This is a genomic window from Pseudomonas sp. Colony2 (assembly GCF_019382755.1).
GTDB lineage: Bacteria > Pseudomonadota > Gammaproteobacteria > Pseudomonadales > Pseudomonadaceae > Aquipseudomonas.
In genome coordinates this window covers 6243354-6262938 of sequence record NZ_CP080030.1, presented here as the reverse complement: position 1 = coordinate 6262938, position 19585 = coordinate 6243354, and the positions used below count along the sequence as shown (strand labels likewise).

At 60.8% G+C, this 19585-nt stretch carries 15 protein-coding genes; 9 read left to right on the top strand and 6 right to left on the bottom strand.

Annotated features, from left to right (window positions below; translation table 11 throughout):
• The first annotated feature begins 81 nt into the window (after nucleotides 1-81).
• Nucleotides 82-858 carry a ferredoxin--NADP reductase gene (locus JV201_RS25480; RefSeq protein WP_102369937.1) on the top strand — a complete coding sequence of 259 codons (777 nt, stop codon included), beginning with the start codon at nucleotides 82-84 and terminating at the stop codon, nucleotides 856-858.
• A 40-nt stretch (nucleotides 859-898) separates the two neighbouring features.
• Here the strand turns inward: JV201_RS25480 and mscL are convergent, their stop codons facing one another.
• The gene (gene mscL, locus JV201_RS25475) at nucleotides 899-1315 is read right to left on the bottom strand and encodes a large-conductance mechanosensitive channel protein MscL (protein ID WP_003215816.1); all 417 of its coding nucleotides are present in this window, start codon (nucleotides 1313-1315) and stop codon (nucleotides 899-901) included.
• 286 nt (nucleotides 1316-1601) lie between these two features.
• On the opposite strand from mscL, the gene katB reads away from it, so the two are divergent.
• The 3 genes from katB to radA all read left to right on the top strand — a co-directional run bounded on the left by katB (nucleotide 1602) and on the right by radA (nucleotide 5191).
• The gene (gene katB / locus JV201_RS25470) at nucleotides 1602-3143 is read left to right on the top strand and encodes a catalase KatB (RefSeq protein ID WP_003215817.1); all 1542 of its coding nucleotides are present in this window, start codon (nucleotides 1602-1604) and stop codon (nucleotides 3141-3143) included.
• 105 nt (nucleotides 3144-3248) lie between these two features.
• Nucleotides 3249-3788 carry an ankyrin repeat domain-containing protein gene (locus JV201_RS25465; protein WP_087695252.1) on the top strand — a complete coding sequence of 180 codons (540 nt, stop codon included), beginning with the start codon at nucleotides 3249-3251 and terminating at the stop codon, nucleotides 3786-3788.
• Between the two features lie 35 nt (nucleotides 3789-3823).
• Complete coding sequence (radA, locus tag JV201_RS25460) at nucleotides 3824-5191, top strand: DNA repair protein RadA (protein WP_003215821.1); 1368 nt, start codon at nucleotides 3824-3826, stop codon at nucleotides 5189-5191.
• 115 nt (nucleotides 5192-5306) lie between these two features.
• Here radA and JV201_RS25455 read toward each other — a convergent pair whose 3' ends face one another.
• Nucleotides 5307-5675, bottom strand: a complete 369-nt coding sequence (locus tag JV201_RS25455; RefSeq protein WP_003215824.1) for a PilZ domain-containing protein — start codon at nucleotides 5673-5675, stop codon at nucleotides 5307-5309.
• 173 nt (nucleotides 5676-5848) lie between these two features.
• Between JV201_RS25455 and JV201_RS25450 the strand changes: the two genes are divergently transcribed.
• The 3 genes from JV201_RS25450 to yjiA all read left to right on the top strand — a co-directional run bounded on the left by JV201_RS25450 (nucleotide 5849) and on the right by yjiA (nucleotide 9235).
• Nucleotides 5849-7915 (top strand): carbon starvation CstA family protein, encoded by a 2067-nt coding sequence (locus JV201_RS25450; RefSeq protein WP_003215826.1) that lies wholly within the window; start codon nucleotides 5849-5851, stop codon nucleotides 7913-7915.
• A gap of 15 nt (nucleotides 7916-7930) precedes the next feature.
• The gene (locus JV201_RS25445) at nucleotides 7931-8128 is read left to right on the top strand and encodes a YbdD/YjiX family protein (protein ID WP_003176208.1); all 198 of its coding nucleotides are present in this window, start codon (nucleotides 7931-7933) and stop codon (nucleotides 8126-8128) included.
• Nucleotides 8129-8275: 147 nt separating this feature from the next.
• Entirely contained in the window at nucleotides 8276-9235 is a 960-nt protein-coding gene (yjiA, locus tag JV201_RS25440) for a GTPase (RefSeq protein ID WP_003215828.1), read from the top strand.
• A gap of 197 nt (nucleotides 9236-9432) precedes the next feature.
• Here yjiA and glyA read toward each other — a convergent pair whose 3' ends face one another.
• Together glyA and JV201_RS25430 are read right to left on the bottom strand one after the other, a co-directional pair.
• Nucleotides 9433-10686 carry a serine hydroxymethyltransferase gene (glyA, locus tag JV201_RS25435; RefSeq protein ID WP_008432824.1) on the bottom strand — a complete coding sequence of 418 codons (1254 nt, stop codon included), beginning with the start codon at nucleotides 10684-10686 and terminating at the stop codon, nucleotides 9433-9435.
• Between the two features lie 241 nt (nucleotides 10687-10927).
• Nucleotides 10928-14779 (bottom strand): bifunctional diguanylate cyclase/phosphodiesterase, encoded by a 3852-nt coding sequence (locus JV201_RS25430; protein ID WP_102369934.1) that lies wholly within the window; start codon nucleotides 14777-14779, stop codon nucleotides 10928-10930.
• Nucleotides 14780-15064: 285 nt separating this feature from the next.
• Here JV201_RS25430 and ettA point away from each other — a divergent pair, with 285 nt between their 5' ends.
• Nucleotides 15065-16729, top strand: coding sequence for an energy-dependent translational throttle protein EttA (gene ettA / locus JV201_RS25425; RefSeq protein ID WP_003215833.1), 1665 nt, complete (start codon nucleotides 15065-15067; stop codon nucleotides 16727-16729).
• Nucleotides 16730-17079: 350 nt separating this feature from the next.
• Entirely contained in the window at nucleotides 17080-18417 is a 1338-nt protein-coding gene (gdhA, locus tag JV201_RS25420; protein WP_003215835.1) for an NADP-specific glutamate dehydrogenase, read from the top strand.
• On the opposite strand, the gene JV201_RS25415 is transcribed toward gdhA, so the two are convergent.
• The gene (locus JV201_RS25415) at nucleotides 18414-18911 is read right to left on the bottom strand and encodes a GreA/GreB family elongation factor (protein ID WP_219406168.1); all 498 of its coding nucleotides are present in this window, start codon (nucleotides 18909-18911) and stop codon (nucleotides 18414-18416) included. The genes gdhA and JV201_RS25415 overlap by 4 nt on opposite strands.
• 70 nt (nucleotides 18912-18981) lie before the next feature.
• Entirely contained in the window at nucleotides 18982-19338 is a 357-nt protein-coding gene (locus JV201_RS25410; RefSeq protein ID WP_102369931.1) for a hypothetical protein, read from the bottom strand.
• Between the last annotated feature and the right edge of the window lie 247 nt (nucleotides 19339-19585).

Here is a 19585-nt window from a genome sequence, read left to right as displayed (position 1 = left end):
GCGGCAATGCCAGCACAAACCATCGGTGTTTCCAGGCGCCGCTTTGAGGGACACTAGGGGCCTCTGCAAATGGAGTTTCCCATGACGGCCAGTGCTGAAAAATACACCCGCCAGACCCTGCTCGACGTGAAATCGCTGACTCCCAGCCTGTTTACCCTGCGCACCACCCGCGACCCGGGTTTTCGCTTTCGCGCCGGACAATTCGTGCGCCTGGGGGTGACCAAGGCTGATGGCAGCATTGTTTGGCGTGCTTATTCGGTGGTGTCCTCGCCCTTTGATGAATACCTGGACTTCTTTTCCATCGTGGTGCCGGGCGGTGAGTTCACCAGTGAGCTGAGCCGCCTGCGGGAAGGCGATACCTTGCTGGTGGAGCGCCAGGCCACGGGCTTTTTGACCCTGGACCGGTTTGTGGATGGTCGTGATCTGTGGCTGTTGGGCACCGGGACCGGTATTGCGCCGTTTCTCTCGATCCTGCAGGACTTCGAAGTGTGGGAGAAATTCGAGCGGATTATCCTCGTCTATAGTGCCCGCGAAGCAAGGGAGCTGGCTTACCAGTCGTTGATCCATGAACTGGGCGAACGTGAGTACTTGGCAGAATACGCCCACAAGCTCACCTACATTCCCATTGTCACCCGCGAGCAACATCCGGGCGCGCTGAATGGGCGGATTACCACCCTGATCGAGAACGGCGAATTGGAGCGCGCCGCAGGCATCGAGCTGACCCCCGAGCATTCCAGGGTGATGATTTGCGGCAATCCGCAGATGATCGACGACACGCGCCAGTTGCTGAAACAGCGCGACATGCAACTGAGCCTGACCCGCCGTCCGGGGCAGGTCGCGGTAGAAAACTACTGGTAAAACAAAGGCGCCCTGCAGGCGCCTTTACTTTTTGCCGAGCTTACTCGGGCTTGCTGTTCTGTGCCTTGAGCAGATCGCGGATCTCCCCCAGCAGCACTTCTTCCTTGGTCGGGACCGGCGGCAGGCTAGGTGCCACGGCCTCTTCACGCTTCAGGCGGTTGATGGCCTTCACGCCCATGAAGATCGCAAACGCAACGATCACAAAGTCGATCACGCTCTGGATGAACTTGCCGTACGCCAGTACGACCGCCGGCGCATCGCCCTGGGCGGCTTTAAGCGTTACGGCCAGGTCGCCGAAGTCGACACCCCCGATCAACAGGCCGATAGGTGGCATCACCACGTCGCCTACAAAGGATGAAACAATTTTGCCGAAGGCGGCGCCGATGATAATACCGACCGCCATGTCGACCACATTACCTTTGACCGCGAAGGCCTTGAACTCACTTAACACGCCCATAGGTTATTCCTTGTTACAGATGAGGAGGTAGAAGCCAGTGTAAGACAGTGTGGCGAGGCTTGCTCGACACAACTGCTAACAGTGTCCGTTTTTATCGACACATTAAATCGCAAATAGTTTGCAAAGTGCCACCAATCGCGCGCGGAATACCCGCTATTTCAGTGGGTTACCACACTATTTTCTTTATCGGGGTGGTACGGCTTTTCTATTTATCTTCTGACTCGCGGGTCACTAGCCTCTGGCAAGCACAACTCAATGTGCACTAAAAAAACCAGAGGATACCTCGATGAAAAACCCTATTAGCCGCGGGCCTATTTCTGCGCGACAGGTGCTGTTTGCAGTGAGCGCCAGTCTTCTTTCGCTGTCCGTACACGCCGCCAACCTCACGCGCGATAATGGCGCGGCGGTCGGTGACAATCAAAACTCGCAAACCGCCGGTGCGAATGGCCCGGTCCTGTTGCAAGACGTGCAACTGATCCAGAAGTTGCAGCGCTTTGATCGCGAGCGTATTCCGGAGCGCGTTGTGCACGCCCGTGGCACCGGCGCTCACGGTACTTTCACCGTCACCGATAACCTCAGCGACCTGACCAAGGCCAAGGTGTTTGCCGCCGGCGAAGCCACGCCGGTATTTGTGCGCTTCTCTGCGGTCGTTCACGGCAACCATTCGCCGGAAACCCTGCGTGACCCGCGCGGCTTCGCCACCAAGTTCTACACCGCCGAAGGTAATTGGGACCTGGTCGGTAATAACTTCCCGACGTTCTTTATTCGCGATGCGATCAAGTTTCCGGACATGGTTCACGCCTTTAAACCAGATCCGCGCACTAACCTGGACGATGATTCCCGTCGCTTTGACTTCTTCTCCCATGTTCCGGAGTCCACTCGTACGTTGACCGAGTTGTACTCGGACTCCGGTACTCCAGCCAGTTACCGGGAAATGGACGGTAACGGTGTACATGCCTACAAGTTGATTAACGCCAAGGGCGAAGTGCACTACGTCAAGTTCCACTGGAAGAGCCTGCAAGGCATCAAGAACCTCGATCCTAAACAAGTGACTGAAGTACAGGGCCGTGACTACAGCCATATGACCAATGATTTGGTCACGCACATCAATAAGGGCGACTTCCCCAAGTGGGACCTGTATGTGCAAGTGCTGAAACCGGAAGACCTGGCCAAGTTTGATTTCGACCCGTTGGATGCCACCAAGATCTGGCCGGACGTACCGGAGCGCAAAGTCGGGCAGATGGTGCTGAACCGCAACCCGGCCAACGTCTTCCAGGAAACCGAGCAAGTCGCCATGGCGCCGGCCAACCTGGTGCCGGGCATCGAGCCGTCGGAAGACCGCCTGCTGCAAGGCCGGGTGTTCTCCTACGCCGATACGCAAATGTACCGCCTGGGGCCAAACGCCCTGCAACTGCCGATCAACGCACCCCGGGTGACCGTCAACAACGGTAACCAGGACGGCGCGATGAACTTCGGCAAGACCACCACTGGCGTGAACTACCAGCCAAGCCGCCTGCTGCCACGGGAAGAGCCGCAAACCGCGCGGTACAGCCAGTCGGCCCTGTCGGGCAGTACGCAGCAAGCGAAGATCCAGCGTGAGCAGAACTTCAAGCAGGCCGGCGACCTGTACCGCTCGTTCAACAAGAAAGAGCGTCAGGACTTGATCGACAACTTCGGCGGCTCCCTGGCCACCACCGATGACGAGAGCAAGCACATCATCCTGTCGTTCCTCTACAAGGCTGATCCGGAGTACGGCACTGGCGTGACCAAAGTTGCCAAGGGCGACCTGGCCCGCGTCAAAGCACTGGCCGAAAAGCTGACCGACTAACCGCCCACGCTCCCTGTAGGAGCCGGCTTGCCGGCGATAGCGCCCACAAGTACGCCATCGCCGGCAAGCCGGCTCCTACAGGTGGCACATCACTGAGAATTTGCCATGCGAATCTTTATAGGCGCTGTCCTTGCGTGTTTGTCGTTCAGCGTATTGGCCGAACAAGCTGACCCGGCCGCGCTTAAGGCACAACTGCAGGATTACTACTTCGACGCCGCCCGCCGTGGCGACGTGGAAATGCTCAACACCTTCATCGAATCCGGCTATCCGCTGAACACCCAGGATGAAAAAGGCTACACGGCGCTGATTCTCGCCGCCTATCACGGCGAAAGTGCCTACGTGGACCGATTGCTCGCCGCCGGCGCCGATGCCTGCGTGCAGGACAAACGCGGCAACACCGCGTTGATGGGCGCGATCTTCAAGGGTGAGCTGAAAATCGCCCAGCGCCTGCTCGCCACCGACTGCAACCCCGACCAGCGCAACGGCGCCGGACAAACGGCGGCCATGTATGCCGGGCTGTTCAAGCGCGTGGAACTGCTGGATGAACTGAAAGCCAAGGGCGCCGATCTGAATGCCGAAGACCCGATCGGTAACAGCGCTTCACGTTTGGCCAGCGGTGAAATCCGTACCCCGGCGCCGCGCTGAGCTATCATCGCGGTTTTTCGGTTGGAGGTTCTCAAATGGCAAAGGCCAAGCGCATGTATGGCTGCACGGAGTGCGGCGCGACCTTTCCCAAGTGGGCCGGCCAGTGCACGGAATGCGGTGCGTGGAACACCCTGACCGAAACCATGATCGAGAGCGGCGGCGCCGTGGCCCCCAGTGGCCGTTCCGGCTGGACCGGGCAACAAACCCAGATCAAGACCCTGGCGGAAGTCAGCGTCGAAGAAATCCCGCGTTTCTCCACCGCTTCCGGTGAACTGGACCGGGTGCTGGGCGGCGGCCTGGTGGATGGTTCGGTGGTACTGATCGGCGGTGACCCGGGCATCGGTAAATCCACGATCCTGCTGCAAACCCTGTGCAGCATCGCCAGCCGCATGCCGGCGCTGTATGTCACCGGCGAAGAATCCCAGCAGCAGGTGGCCATGCGTGCGCGCCGCCTGGGCTTGCCTCAGGACCAGCTGCGGGTGATGACCGAAACCTGCATCGAAAGCATCATCGCCACCGCGCGCCTGGAAAAGCCCAAGGTGATGGTGATCGATTCGATCCAGACGATTTTCACCGAACAACTGCAATCGGCGCCGGGTGGCGTGTCCCAGGTGCGGGAAAGCGCCGCGCTGCTGGTGCGCTATGCGAAACAGAGCGGCACGGCGATTTTCCTGGTGGGCCACGTGACGAAAGAAGGCGCACTGGCCGGCCCACGGGTGCTGGAACACATGGTCGACACCGTGCTGTATTTCGAAGGCGAGTCAGACGGGCGGTTGCGCTTGCTGCGGGCGGTGAAGAACCGTTTTGGCGCAGTCAACGAGCTGGGTGTGTTCGCCATGACTGACCGGGGCTTGAAAGAGGTCTCCAACCCGTCAGCGATTTTTCTTACCCGCGCCCAGGAAGAAGTCCCAGGCAGTGTGGTGATGGCGACGTGGGAAGGCACCCGGCCGATGCTGGTGGAAGTCCAGGCGCTGGTGGACGACAGCCACTTGGCCAACCCGCGCCGCGTCACCCTGGGCCTGGACCAGAACCGTTTGGCGATGTTGCTGGCGGTATTGCACCGCCACGGCGGCATTCCCACCCATGACCAGGATGTATTCCTCAACGTGGTGGGCGGGGTCAAGGTGCTGGAAACCGCGTCTGACTTGGCGTTGATGGCGGCGGTGATGTCCAGCCTGCGCAACCGGCCGTTGCCCCATGACTTGCTGGTGTTTGGCGAGGTGGGCCTGTCGGGTGAAGTGCGCCCGGTGCCCAGCGGCCAGGAGCGCCTGAAGGAAGCGGCCAAGCACGGCTTCAAGCGCGCCATCGTGCCCAAGGGCAATGCGCCGAAAGAAATGCCACCGGGGCTGCAAGTGATCGGGGTGACGCGCCTGGAGCAGGCGCTGGATGCCCTGTTCGAATAGTCGCCAGCCACCCATCACCCCTGTAGGAGCCGGGCTTGCCCGCGATGGCGGTGTATCAGCTGATTGATATGCAAACTGACACACCGCCATCGCAGGCAAGCCAGCTCCCACATGTTCAGGTCTCCAGCAAGGCGGCGAATTCCCGCTCTAGCTCTGCCTGATCACCGAGGTTCAGCTCGATTATCCGCCGCAGGTGGCTGATGGAGTCGAGGTCGATGTGTTCGCACACAAAGCCGAGCTGCCCATGATCGTCGTGGGTTAGCCGCACCTGCATCTTCACGTCGGTCTCGGCGTCGAGATGAATGTCCACATCGAACGATTCGTAGCGATGGCCGTGCCATTCTTGCGGCCGTTGCACCAGCAAGCCCTTGAGCGACAAATCTACCAATTGCACCGACCAGACATGGCCGTCTTGCGTGAGCTCGGTCCTGGCGTCGAAGGCAATGCGTCGGAAACGGCGTCGGTCTGAAGGCTGTTCGCTCATGGTGAAACCCTCTGTGGATAAAGGAATTGTAGCCGTGCGCCATCATGGGACGGTTTTTTCTGCTTTTTTCGCTCCGGCAAGGCTCTAGACCAACGTAGGGGGGTGGCCTTTAAGGCCAGTAGCGCTAAACTCGGGATGGCTGTCTTTCTGTCCACCCTGGCTGGAATATAAAAATGAAAAATAATAATAGCCTGCTACGCCATCTACCCTGGCTGCTGCTGGCAATCGTAGGAGCGTGCGCCCTGGGCGTAGTGGCCTTGCGCCGCGGCGAGGCGATCAACGCCTTGTGGATCGTGGTCGCAGCAGTGGCCATTTATCTGGTTGCTTACCGTTACTACAGTCTGTTCATCGCTAACCATGTGATGCAGCTCGATCCACTGCGGGCTACCCCCGCTGTGCTGAACAACGACGGTCTGGACTATGTGCCGACCAACAAACACATCCTTTTTGGTCACCACTTCGCGGCAATCGCCGGCGCAGGGCCTTTGGTCGGCCCGGTACTGGCGGCGCAGATGGGCTACCTGCCCGGCACGTTGTGGCTGATCGCCGGCGTGGTGCTGGCCGGGGCGGTGCAGGACTTCATGGTCCTGTTCCTGTCCACTCGTCGCAACGGCCGTTCCCTGGGGGACATGGTCCGCGAAGAAATGGGCCGTGTGCCCGGGACCATCGCGCTGTTCGGCTGCTTCCTGATCATGATCATCATCCTCGCGGTGCTGGCGCTGATCGTGGTCAAGGCCCTGGCCGAAAGCCCGTGGGGCATCTTCACGGTGATGGCAACCATTCCGATCGCGATGTTCATGGGCATTTACATGCGCTACATCCGCCCGGGCCGCATCGGTGAAATCTCGATTGTCGGCGTGCTGTTGCTGCTGGGTTCGATCTGGCTGGGCGGGCAGATTGCCGCTGACCCGGTGTGGGCCAAGGCCTTCAGCTTCACCGGCATCCAGATCACCTGGATGCTGGTGGGTTATGGCTTCGTGGCTGCCGTGTTGCCGGTGTGGCTGATCCTCGCGCCACGGGACTACCTGTCTACGTTCCTGAAAATCGGCACCATCATCGCCCTGGCGATTGGCATCCTGGTGACCATGCCCGACCTGAAAATGCCGGCGCTGACCCAGTTCATCGATGGCACCGGCCCGGTGTGGAAGGGCGGCCTGTTCCCGTTCCTGTTCATCACCATCGCCTGTGGCGCGGTCTCGGGTTTCCACGCACTGATCTCCTCGGGCACCACGCCCAAGTTGCTGGCCAGTGAAGGGCACGCTCGTTACATCGGCTACGGCGGCATGTTGATGGAGTCGTTCGTGGCCATCATGGCGATGGTTGCCGCTTCGGTGATCGAGCCAGGGGTGTACTTCGCCATGAACAGCCCGGCCGCGATTGTCGGCGGTGACGTGGTGGCTGTGGCGCAAACCGTCAGCAGCTGGGGTTTTGCAATTACCCCGGAAGCGTTGCAGGCGGTGGCCCATGACATTGGTGAGTCCACCATCCTGGCCCGTGCCGGTGGTGCGCCGACCCTGGCGGTGGGTATCGCGCAGATCCTGCACAGCGTCCTGCCGGGTGAAAACACCATGGCGTTCTGGTACCACTTTGCGATCCTGTTCGAAGCGCTGTTCATCCTGACTGCGGTCGACGCCGGTACCCGTGCCGGTCGCTTCATGCTGCAGGATTTGCTCGGCTCCTTCGTGCCGGCGCTCAAGCGTACCGAGTCCTGGACGGCCAACCTGATCGCCACCGCAGGTTGCGTGGCGATGTGGGGTTACCTGCTGTACCAGGGCGTGATCGACCCACTGGGCGGCATCAACACCTTGTGGCCGCTGTTCGGTATCTCCAACCAGATGCTGGCCGGTATCGCGCTGATGCTCGCCACGGTTGTGCTGATCAAAATGAAACGCCAGCGCTACATCTGGGTGACCATGCTGCCAGCCGTATGGCTGCTGATCTGCACCGTGACCGCAGGCTTCATCAAGCTGTTCGACGCCAACCCGGCGATCGGCTTCCTGTCGCTGGCCAAGAAATACAGCGATGCCCTGGCCGGCGGCCAGATCCTCGCACCGGCCAAGAGCATCGACCAGATGCAACACGTGATCTGGAACGCCTACACCAACGCAACGCTGACGGCGCTGTTCCTGTTCGTGGTCTTCAGCATCCTGTTCTATGCGCTCAAGGTCGGCATTGCTGCCTGGGGCAAAAAGGAACGTACGGATAAAGAAGCGCCATACCAGGCCATCCCGGACGCTTGATAGAGGATTGCAATCATGTTCAATGACATCAGTCGCCTCGGTAAATACCTCGGTCAGGCCGCGCGCCTGATGGTCGGCATGCCCGACTACGACACCTACGTCGAGCATATGCAAACCAAACACCCGGACAAACCGATGATGGACTACAAGGCGTTCTTCCGGGAACGCCAGGAAGCCCGTTACGGCGGCAAGGGTGGGCCCAAGTGCTGCTAGCCCGGTAGTTCGGGCTGCGGTAATCCCTTGTGGGAGCGGGCTTGCTCGCGAAGGCGGTCTTTCAGTGATGCATGTGCTGACTGACACGCCGCCTTCGCGAGCAAGCCCGCTCCCACATTTGTTTTGTGTTTCTTCAAGGAGAATTCTTTGTCCTCTCCCATCCCCGTCACCGTCCTCAGCGGCTTCCTCGGCGCTGGCAAGACCACCTTGTTGCGTCACCTGCTCAAGGCCGAGCACGGCTTGAAAATCGCCGTGATCGAAAATGAATTCAGCGACGCCGGTATCGACACCCAACTGTTGGGCAGCGAGCCGGTGCAAGTCATGACCCTGTCCAATGGCTGCGTGTGCTGCACCATCCACACTGACCTGACCAAGGCCCTGTACCTGTTGCTGGAGCGCCTGGACAGCGGCGAGATCGCCTTCGACCGCCTGGTGATCGAGTGCACCGGCCTGGCCGACCCGGCCCCTGTGGCCCAGACCTTTTTCATCGATGAAGAACTGCGCGAGCGCTACATCCTCGACGGCATCATCACCCTGGTGGACGCGGCCCACGCCGAGCACCACCTGACCCAGACCATCGCCCAGGCGCAGATCGGGTTTGCCGACCGCCTGCTGGTGAGCAAGCGCGACCTGGTGGACGATGCCACCTTCGACGCCCTCAGCGAGCGCCTGACTCGTATCAACCGCCGGGCGCCGATTCGTGTGGTGGAACACGGCAAGATCGACCTCGCCGAACTGCTGGATGTGCGCGGCTTCAACCTCAACGCCGGCATGAGCCTGCGCCCGGTGAGCCAGGCGCCGTCCATCGACCGTATTTCCAGCCTGGTGCTGCGCACTGACCAGCCGCTGGATATCGACAAACTCAGCGAGTTCATGAACGAGCTGCTGGAAGACCACGGCAAGCAATTGCTGCGCTACAAAGGCGTGCTGAACATTGCCGGGGAAGACCGGCGCATGGTGTTCCAGGGCGTGCTGAAGCTCTACGGGTTCGATTGGGACACCGAATGGGCCGAAGGCGAAGCGCGGGAAAGTGTGATTGTGTTTATTGCTGACGAGTTGCCGGAAGAGAAGATTCGCGAAGGCTTTGCGCGGGTTTACCAATCCTGACTTGAAACGCAGTCAAAATGTGGGAGCGGGCTTGCTCGCGAAAGCGGTGTATCAGTCAGCCCATGCATCAACTGACACAGCGCTTTCGCGAGCAAGCCCGCTCCCACATTTGATGTCATTTCAAATTGAGAAAGCAGCGTTTTCAGGCATAAAAAAGCCCGGCTCAAGAGCCGGGCTTTTCATTCAAGCAACTGCAATCAAGCGCCGTATACCGGCAGCTTCTTGCAGATGGCCTTGACCTTCTCACGCACAGCGTCAATTACTGCTTCGTTGTTCAGGTCAGCCAGGATGTCGCAGATCCAGCCAGCCAGTTCCTTGCACTCTGCTTCCTTGAAGCCACGAGTGGTCACAGCCGGGGTGCCGAAGCGCAGGCCGGAGGTGACGAACGGCGAACGTGGGTCGTTCGGCACCGAGTTCTTGTTCACGGTGATGAAGGCTTTGCCCAGAGCGGCGTCAGCGTCTTTACCGGAGATGTCCTGCTTGATCAGCGACAGCAGGAACAGGTGGTTCTCAGTACCGCCGGACACCACGTCAAAACCACGCTCGATGAACACGCCGGCCATGGCCTTGGCGTTTTTCACCACTTGCTGCTGGTAGGTCTTGAACTCAGGCTGCAGCGCTTCCTTGAAGCAGATTGCTTTGGCGGCGATCACGTGCTCCAGCGGGCCACCCTGGCCGCCTGGGAATACGGCGGAGTTCAGCTTCTTCTCGATCTCGGCGTTGGCGCGGGCCAGGATCAGGCCGCCACGTGGACCGCGCAGGGTCTTGTGGGTGGTGGTGGTCACGACGTCAGCGAACGGAACCGGGTTCGGGTAGACGCCAGCGGCGACCAGACCGGCCACGTGGGCCATGTCGACGAACAGGTAGGCGCCGACCTTGTCAGCGATTTCGCGGAAGCGTGGGAAATCCAGGATCTGCGAGTAGGCAGAGAAACCAGCCACGATCATTTTTGGCTTGTGCTCAACGGCCAGGCGCTCGACTTCGTCGTAGTCGATCAGGCCGTTGCCGTCGATGCCGTACTGAACGGCGTTGTACAGCTTGCCGGAGGAGGAAACGCTGGCGCCGTGGGTCAGGTGACCGCCGTGGGCCAGGCTCATGCCCAGGATGGTGTCGCCCGCTTGCAGCAGGGCTAGGTACACGGCGCTGTTGGCTTGGGAGCCGGCGTGTGGCTGGACGTTGGCGTAATCGGCGCCGAACAGTTCCTTGGCGCGGTCGATGGCCAGTTGCTCAACGATGTCGACGAACTCGCAACCGCCGTAGTAGCGCTTGCCCGGGTAGCCTTCGGCGTACTTGTTGGTCAGAACCGAACCTTGAGCCTCCATCACGGCGGGGCTGGTGTAGTTTTCCGAAGCGATCAGCTCAATGTGCTCTTCCTGGCGCTGAGCTTCTTGCTCCATGGCGGCAAAGAGATCGGCGTCGTACTTGGCAATAGTCAAATCACGGCTGAACATGGCGGTCCTCAAGGATCGGGGGCAGAAAAGAAGCGCATTCTAACCCAATGGGTTTTAGATGGCATATGAAAGGACATCATGTCGCGGACAAGCGGGGCTCATCTGGGGATAGGTGGTGTTTGTTCGGGCCCCTTCGCGAGCAAGCCCGCTCCCACATTCAATCGGGTTCCTTCAGGTGGAATACGGTCGAATGTGGGAGCGGGCTTGCTCGCGAAGAGGCCATCAGCATCACCTGAGGATTTCAGTCGAACATGAACAGCGCATCATTGCTGAACTGCGCCTCAAACCGGTTCGCCGGCATCGGTCGCCCGAACAGGTAGCCCTGCACCTCATCGCAACCGTGCTCCCGCAGGAAGTCCAGCTGCTCATGGGTTTCCACACCCTCGGCGATCACCGCCAGGTTCAGGCTGTGGGCCATGGCGATAATCGCCCGGGCAATCTGCGCATCCTGCTCACCCGACGGCAGGCCGTCGACAAAGGTGCGGTCGATCTTCAGCACGTCGATGGGGAACTGCTTGAGGTAGTTCAGCGATGAATAACCGGTGCCGAAGTCATCTACCGCGATGCTCAGGCCGAGGTTTTTCAGGCTGGCGAGGATCTGCATCGCTTCGTTGACCTCGCGCATCAGGATACTTTCGGTCAGCTCCAGCTCCAGGCACGCCGGCGGCAGGCCGGTGTCCTTGAGGATGGTGGCGATGCGCTCGCCCAGTTGCCCGTCGGAGAACTGCCGGGCCGAAATGTTGACCGAGACCTTGGGTACCCGCACCTTGTTCTGGTGCCAGGTCTTGAGTTGGCGGCAGGCTTCGCTGATCACCCAGTCACCCACGTCCACCACCAGCCCCAACTCCTCCAACACCGGGATGAAGTCCCCCGGCGGCACTAGCCCGCGACGCGGATGGCGCCAGCGCAGCAGGGCTTCGGCGCCGGTCAAACGTTTGCCGTCGCCGCTGAACTGCGGCTGGTAATACAGCACGAATTCGTTCTGTTCCAAGGCGTGGCGCAGGTCGCTTTCCAGCTCCAGGCGTTCCAGGGCGCTGGCGTTCATGTCGGCCTGGTAGAACTGGAAGTTGTTCTTGCCCCGCTCCTTGGCGTGGTACATCGCCGTGTCGGCGTTTTTCATCAACTGGCTGAGTTCGTTGCCGTCCTGCGGGCTCAGGGCGATGCCGATACTGGCGGTGACGAAGAACTCGCGGCCCTCCAGCACAAACGGCTTCACCAGGCTGGCCAGAATCTGCTCGGCCACGTGAATCGCCCGGTTCAGCGCCATCTCACGGTTGACCCGCGGTTGCAGCAGCAAGGTGAACTCGTCGCCGCCCATGCGTGCCACGGTGTCGTCTTCGGCGACGCAGCCCAGCAGGCGGGTCGCCATTTCCTTGAGCATGCGGTCGCCGGCGGCGTGGCCCAGGGAGTCGTTGATCGGCTTGAAGCGGTCGAGGTCAAGGAACATCAGCACCACCCACGACTTCTGCCGTTCCGCCGATTGCAGCGCGGTGTGCAGGCGGTCCTGGAACAGCGTGCGGTTGGGCAGGTGGGTCAGGGCGTCGTAGTAGGCCAGGCGGTGGATGCGCTGCTCGCTGGCCTTGCGCTCGCTGATGTCGCTGAAGAAGCACACGTAGCTGGCCAGGTCGCCTTCGTCATCGAACACGGCAGTAATTCCGACCCAGGCCGGGTAGTGCTCGCCGTTGCGGCGCTTGAGCCACACTTCGCCTTCCCAGGTGCTGTGCTGGTGCAATTGCTTGAGCACGTAGCGCAGGTGGGCTTCCTGCTGTTCGTCGACGGTGAGCATGTTCGGCAACTGGTCGAGCACGTCCGCCACCGCATAACCGCTGACCCGGCTGAACGCCTCGTTGGCCTGCACGATGTAGCCGGCCGGGTCGGTGATCAGGATCGCCGAGGTGGAGTGTTCGAATACCGTGGCCGCCATGCGCAGGTCTTTTTCCGCACGGCGCTGCTGGCTGATATCGCGACCCACGCCAAGGATGCCCTCGAACGCGCCGTGTTCGTCCCACACCAGCACCAGGCGCAGTTCGATGGGGATCTTGCGCCCGTCGGCCCGCAGGCAGTCGAACAGGAACAGCTGGGTCTGCACGTCGTTGCGCAAGGCCGCGAGGGATTCGGGTTGGTCCAGGGCGCGGCTGACTTGCTCCACCAGGGAGTAGATACCGGTCAGTTGCTGCGGGTTGGCGATGGTCGATTGCCAGCCGTTTTCGAAGATCCAGTCGACGTCATAGCCCAGCACCGCGTTCACCGAAGGGCTGACGTAGTTGAGGGCCAGCTTGCTGTCGGTGGAGAAGATTACGTCGCTGATGCTTTCCGCCAGCATGCGGTAGCGCTGTTCGCTGTCACGCAGGGATTCACTGGCTTCGATCTGGTCGGTGATGTCCTTGGCCACGCCGATGATGCGCGTCACCTGGTCAGTCTTGTCACGGGCCAGGGCCTGTTCGCGGATGTCGAAGCGCCGCCATTGGTTGTTGCGGTGGCGAAAGCGCAACTGGCACTGCAACTGGCTCAGGTAGCCGGCCTGGCGCTGTTGCAGGCGCAGGTCGTGGTAGCGCTCGGCGTCTTCGGGGTGCAGCAGGATCTCCCAGAAGTACTCGCCCATCTGCTGCAGCTCGGGCTTGTTGTAGCCCAGGGTGTGGCCCAGGTGGTGGTTGCTGAAAATCATCCGCTGGCTGATCACGTCCTGCACATACAGGTGATCGGGCACGGTGCGCACCACGTCCGACCAGAAACCCTCGCGCTCCACCAGTGACAACTCGATCAGCTTGCGGCTGGTGATGTCACTGATGCTCAGGATCACGGCCTTGAAGTCGTCCTGCTGTTCCGGCAGGCGCATCACCAGCCACAGGTATTGGTCGTTGCCTTCGATATCGCTGAGCTGGATTTCCAGTTCAAGCTGCTTCTGCTGGGTCAGCACCGCGTCGATCACCTGGTTGCCGATGGCGGTCGGGCTCGACGGGCAGGCGTCGATCAGGCGCTCCCAGGCTTGCTCGCAAGAAGCGACATTCAGCAGGCGCACCGCCACCTGGTTGACCTCGGTGATGCGCAGTTCCTTGAGCAGTTGCTGGCGCTGTTCCGGGTTGTCTTGCAGCAACTGTTGCAACTGCTCGCGGGTTTGCAGTCGGGCTCTATCGAAGAACGCGCGCAGGCCCGACAGGTCGAGCACGCACAGCGCCACGCCGGTGCCTTCGAAAATATCCTGGTAGCGCCGGCGCCCCTCGTGCACCTGGCGCTGGCGGCGGCGCATGTTCAGCAGCACGATCACCGGGATCAGCGAGAAGGCCAGGCCCAACAGGCATTTGCCGATAAAGGCTGGCAGCAGTTGCTCCAGCACGGCGGCGCGGTCGAACAGGCCGCGCAGTTGCCAGTCGCTCTTGCTCAGGGGCGTGACCAGTACACTTTTGTTCAACTCGTCCGGGGTCAACGCGGTGGCCCATTGGGCCGGCATCCCGCTGTCACGGCTGACCACCCGGTGGTTCAGGCGGTTTTCGATGACCCACATCGGGCGCTGGCCCTGGCCATCCTGGCGGGTCAGGTTGGCCAGGTAATTGGGGGCCAGGCGCAAGGCCCAGTACATCTTGGTGCCGCCGCTGGGCTGGTGCAGCAGCAGGTAGATGACGGTGCCGTCGTTGTTGTTGCTCAGGTAATAGGACTGGGCGTGGCTGCGCTTGACCAGTTCTTCGAGCCAGGCGCTGTCCTGGCTGTCGCTGGCGCTGTCACTGATCATCGCGCCGCTGGGGGCGAGCAGGGCGACGCTGCGCAACTCCGGCAAGGAGCGTTGCAAGGTGCGCATCAGGATTTGTTGCTGTTCGGCGTCCCGCGGCGGTTCGACGATCGGCAGCAGGTTCAGCGCAATCTGCGCACTGAGGGCCATGTTCAGGCTGATCTGTTCGGCCAGGTCGGCGCTGTAGTCGATGGTGTATTGCTGCTGGTTTTTCTGGTTTTGCTGCAACTGGTCCAGCAGTTGCCAGAACAATAACGCGAGCAGCAACAGGACCAGCGTCGCCAATGCGCCCTTCAGGGTTCCGTGCAGGGGCGCTCCCGGCGCTATATGAGCGGCGCGCAGGGGAGTTGGCGGCGTTACGTTGGACAAACTGTGATCCTGCGGTTTGGCTGGACTGGCGCGCGACGTGCACTATAAGCCGGACGCCCGGAGGGCGGCTAGCATGCCTTGTGTTGTGGCAAAGTGCCAGCCCCGCCTGGCTGGACTGCCCACCCGCATTCAGGTAGCTTTGCCGGTTACGCGAGGGCGTTCCAGCCCCAGACAATCAGGCATCTACCGCACGCAGGCATTGATAGACATCAACGGCCCGCGCGGCGCATGGCCTGGCACGGGTTTCGCCCGCTTAATTCATCAGTCACTGACGCTAGGTTCACCATGGCTCAATACGTCTTCACCATGCATCGGCTGGGAAAAGTTGTTCCGCCGAAGCGGGAAATCCTGAAAAACATTTCTCTGTCCTTCTTCCCGGGCGCCAAGATCGGCGTGCTCGGACTCAACGGTTCGGGTAAATCCACCCTGTTGAAAATCATGGCCGGCGTCGACACCGAGTTCGACGGCGAAGCCCGCCCGATGCCCGACCTGAACATCGGCTACCTGCCACAGGAACCTATCCTGGACCCGACCAAGACCGTGCGTGAAGTGGTCGAGGAAGCGGTCAGCGTGATCAAGAACGCCCAGGCCCGCCTGGACGAGGTCTACGCGGCCTACGCTGAAGAAGACGCTGACTTCGACAAACTGGCGGCAGAACAGGCCAAGCTCGAAGCCATCCTGCAAGCCGCCGACGGTCACAACCTGGACCGCCAGCTGGAAGTCGCCGCCGACGCGCTGCGCCTGCCGGCGTGGGACGCCAAGGTTGAACACCTGTCCGGTGGTGAAAAGCGTCGTGTGGCCCTGTGCCGCCTGCTGCTGTCGGCCCCCGACATGCTGCTGCTCGACGAACCGACCAACCACCTGGACGCCGATTCCGTCGCCTGGCTGGAGCATTTCCTGCACGACTTCCCGGGCACCGTGGTTGCGATCACGCACGACCGGTACTTCCTGGACAACGTTGCTGGCTGGATCCTCGAGCTCGACCGTGGCGCCGGTATCCCTTACGAGGGCAACTACTCCGGTTGGCTGGAAGCCAAGTCCGACCGTCTGGCCGCCGAATCCAAGCAGCAATCGGCCCATGAAAAGGCCATGAAAGACGAGCTGGAATGGGTGCGTAAAGGCGCCAAGGCGCGTCAGTCGAAATCCAAGGCCCGTCTGGCGCGTTTCGAAGAGATGCAGTCCCAGGAATTCCAGAAGCGTTCCGAGACCAACGAAATCTACATCCCGGCCGGTCCGCGCCTGGGTGACAAGGTCATCGAGTTCAAGAACGTCTGCAAGGGCTACGGCGACCGCGTGTTGATCGACAACCTGTCGTTCTCCATGCCAAAAGGCGCCATCGTTGGCGTGATCGGCGGTAACGGTGCGGGTAAATCCACACTGTTCCGCATGCTGATGGGCAAGGAACAACCGGACTCGGGCACCATCGAAGTCGGCGAAACCGTGCAGCTGGCTTGCGTTGACCAGAGCCGCGACGACCTCGACGGCAGCAAGACGGTGTTCCAGCAGATTTCCGACGGTTCCGACCAGATCCGTATCGGCAACTACGAAATCCCGTCGCGCACCTACGTGGGTCGCTTCAACTTCAAGGGCGGCGACCAGCAGAAGTTCGTCAAGGACCTGTCCGGTGGTGAGCGCGGTCGCTTGCACCTGGCCCTGACCCTGAAAGAAGGCGGCAACGTATTGCTGCTCGACGAACCGTCAAACGACCTCGACGTTGAAACCCTGCGTTCCCTGGAAGAAGCCCTGCTGGACTTCCCGGGCGCCGCCATTGTGATCTCTCACGATCGGTGGTTCCTTGACCGCGTGGCCACTCACATCCTGGCGTACGAAGACGACTCCCAGGCGGTGTTCTTCGAAGGCAACTACACCGAATACGAAGCCGATCGCAAGAAACGCCTCGGCGAAGCTGCTGCCCAGCCGCATCGTGTACGGCACAAGAAACTGGCCTGATTCGGGTTGGTGGTTTGAACAAGCGGGGCCTTCGGGTTCCGCTTTTTTTTGCGTGTTTCCAGGTGGACCGCGTCGTCTGCATCGCAGGCAAGCCAGCTCCCACAGTTGACCGCATTGTCATGGATGTACTGGATCAAATGTAGGAGCTGGCTTGCCTGTGATAGCGGATTAACTGTTGGTGCAAGGCCTGGATTGAAATCCTCATTAAGGTGCAAAAAAACGCCTGTATTTATATCTAATGCACCATTTAAATTCACAAAAGCGACATTTTGCCCTGTCGCGGTGCGACATGAATTGATAAAGTCCGGGACAAATCTCCTTTAACGACAATAAATTTGCCGAGACTTTTCATGATCGAATCCGTTGAATCCTTCCTTGCCCGCCTCAAGAAACGCGACCCCGACCAGCCGGAATTCCACCAGGCCGTGGAAGAAGTCCTGCGCAGTTTGTGGCCGTTTCTTGAAGCCAATCCCCACTACCTGAACTCGGGCATCCTGGAGCGCATCTGCGAGCCGGAGCGTGCGATTGTGTTCCGGGTGTCGTGGGAAGATGACCAGGGCAAAGTACGGGTCAACCGCGGGTTCCGGATCCAGATGAACAGCGCCATCGGCCCTTATAAAGGTGGCCTGCGCTTCCACCCGTCGGTGAACCTGGGCGTGCTGAAATTTCTCGCCTTCGAACAAACCTTCAAGAACTCCCTGACCTCGCTGCCCATGGGCGGCGGCAAGGGCGGCTCGGACTTCGATCCCAAGGGCAAGAGCGACGCCGAGGTGATGCGTTTCTGCCAGGCGTTCATGAGCGAGCTGTATCGCCATATCGGCTCGGACGTGGACGTGCCCGCCGGTGATATTGGCGTGGGCGCCCGGGAGATCGGCTTCCTGTTCGGCCAGTACAAGCGCCTGAGCAACCAGTTCACCTCGGTGCTGACCGGCAAGGGCATGAGCTACGGCGGCAGCCTGATTCGCCCGGAGGCCACCGGTTTTGGCTGCGTGTACTTCGCTGAAGAAATGCTCAAGCGCAACGGCGAGCGGGTCGAAGGCAAGCGCGTGGCCATCTCCGGCTCCGGCAACGTCGCCCAGTACGCGGCGCGCAAGGTCATGGATCTGGGCGGCAAGGTGATTTCCTTGTCCGACTCCGAAGGCACTCTGTACTGCGAAAGCGGTTTGACCGAAGAACAATGGTCGGCACTGCTTGAACTGAAAAACGTACAGCGCGGGCGCATCAGCGAACTGGCATCGCGTTTCGGCCTGGAATTCCGCGCCGGCAAAGCACCATGGGAACTGGCCTGCGACATCGCGTTGCCCTGCGCCACCCAGAATGAACTGGACGCCGAAGCGGCGCGCACTCTGTTGCGCAATGGCTGCGTCTGCGTGGCCGAAGGCGCCAACATGCCGACCACCCTGGAGGCGGTGGATATCTTTATCGAGGCCGGCATCCTGTTCGCGCCGGGCAAGGCGTCCAATGCCGGCGGGGTGGCGGTGAGCGGGCTGGAGATGTCGCAGAACGCCATGCGCCTGCTGTGGACCGCCGGTGAAGTGGACAGCAAGCTGCACAACATCATGCAGTCGATTCACCATGCGTGCGTGCACTACGGCGAAGAGAACGGCCGGGTCAACTACGTGAAGGGCGCCAACATTGCAGGCTTCGTGAAGGTTGCGGATGCAATGCTGGCCCAGGGCATCGTTTAACCCTCGGGTTCGATGCGCAGGATTTCGATCAACTGATCACCGACGGGGCGCTTCCACAGCACCTCGTCGCCCACCTGTGCACCCAGCAGAGCGCGGCCCAGTGGCGAACCCCAGTTGATCAGGCCCACCGTGGCGTTGGCCTGGTCTTCGCCCACTAACTGAATGCGCTGCTCTTCGTCCTGTTCGTTGGCAAAGGTCACCCAGCTGCCGATTTGCACCTTGTCGGTGGAGGTTGCCGGCGCCACCACCTGTGCGCTTTGCAGGCGCTGGTTGAAGTAACGCAAATCCCGCTCAAGGTCGGCCTGGCGCTGTTTATCGGCCTGCTCGCCCTTGGCGGATTCTTCGCTGTGCTCATGCTGCAACTGCGCGACCCTGGCCTGCAATTGTGCAAGTCCGCGGGCAGTGAGGTGATTGGGTTGCGCGCTGACCTGGCGTTCCACCGGTTGGCTGGCCTGGGCAGCGGCGCTGTCTTCGTTGACGAAAGCTCGACTCATGACGTTCTCCTGCTATGGAGTTTGGGCCATGGTCGCAGGGGTTAAGTTTCGCTGGATGTCTGGAAGCGACCTATTGCGAGCGAAAGGCCCTGGCAGCGTCGCGGTCTTTTTCCTGTTGCCAGGCGCGTTCGCGGTCGTCCCAGTGGCGATTCTTGTAGTCGTTCAGGTCTTCGTTCTCGCGCATGGCCTTGCATTGGCGAAAGCCATCATCCCAGCCTTCGGCGTAGGTGCGGTCTTTCAGGTAGCGCGGGACGTTCTTGCGAAATTCCCCGGTGATCACCCCGGCAGCCTGGCGGCCGCTGCTGCAACCGTCGTCATAGCCATCGGCGAAGGCGGGTGGATAACCCTTTGCCAGCAAATCCTCATGGGTTGATTGGCAACCCGACAGCAGGGCCAACAGGCCCAGCACTCCAGCGTACCGCCACATCGCTTGCTCCCTGGCCGTTGAACGGCTGATGGGGGAAGTGTAGGAGTGGATTCGTTCGGGGTATGTGAAACGGATGTGAGAAATCCGTGTGACGCTGCGGCTTCGGGCGATCACGCGCCCCCTGTGGCGAGGGAGCTTGCTCCCGCTGGGGCGCGAAGCGGCCCCTGTTCAGGGTATTGAGATATTCCAGAGAGGGTGAGGTGTCTGGTTTTGGGGCTGCTGCGCAGCCCAGCGGGAGCAAGCTCCT

Coding starts and splice junctions, on each gene's coding strand:
- JV201_RS25415 (WP_219406168.1), bottom strand. CDS start 18,911: ATGAGTCGAGCTTTCGTCAACGAAGACAGCGCCGCTGCCCAGGCCAGC.
- gdhA (WP_003215835.1), top strand. CDS start 17,080: ATGATCGAATCCGTTGAATCCTTCCTTGCCCGCCTCAAGAAACGCGAC.
- ettA (WP_003215833.1), top strand. CDS start 15,065: ATGGCTCAATACGTCTTCACCATGCATCGGCTGGGAAAAGTTGTTCCG.
- radA (WP_003215821.1), top strand. CDS start 3,824: ATGGCAAAGGCCAAGCGCATGTATGGCTGCACGGAGTGCGGCGCGACC.
- JV201_RS25445 (WP_003176208.1), top strand. CDS start 7,931: ATGTTCAATGACATCAGTCGCCTCGGTAAATACCTCGGTCAGGCCGCG.
- katB (WP_003215817.1), top strand. CDS start 1,602: ATGAAAAACCCTATTAGCCGCGGGCCTATTTCTGCGCGACAGGTGCTG.
- JV201_RS25410 (WP_102369931.1), bottom strand. CDS start 19,338: ATGTGGCGGTACGCTGGAGTGCTGGGCCTGTTGGCCCTGCTGTCGGGT.
- JV201_RS25450 (WP_003215826.1), top strand. CDS start 5,849: ATGAAAAATAATAATAGCCTGCTACGCCATCTACCCTGGCTGCTGCTG.
- JV201_RS25480 (WP_102369937.1), top strand. CDS start 82: ATGACGGCCAGTGCTGAAAAATACACCCGCCAGACCCTGCTCGACGTG.
- mscL (WP_003215816.1), bottom strand. CDS start 1,315: ATGGGCGTGTTAAGTGAGTTCAAGGCCTTCGCGGTCAAAGGTAATGTG.
- JV201_RS25455 (WP_003215824.1), bottom strand. CDS start 5,675: ATGAGCGAACAGCCTTCAGACCGACGCCGTTTCCGACGCATTGCCTTC.
- JV201_RS25465 (WP_087695252.1), top strand. CDS start 3,249: ATGCGAATCTTTATAGGCGCTGTCCTTGCGTGTTTGTCGTTCAGCGTA.
- glyA (WP_008432824.1), bottom strand. CDS start 10,686: ATGTTCAGCCGTGATTTGACTATTGCCAAGTACGACGCCGATCTCTTT.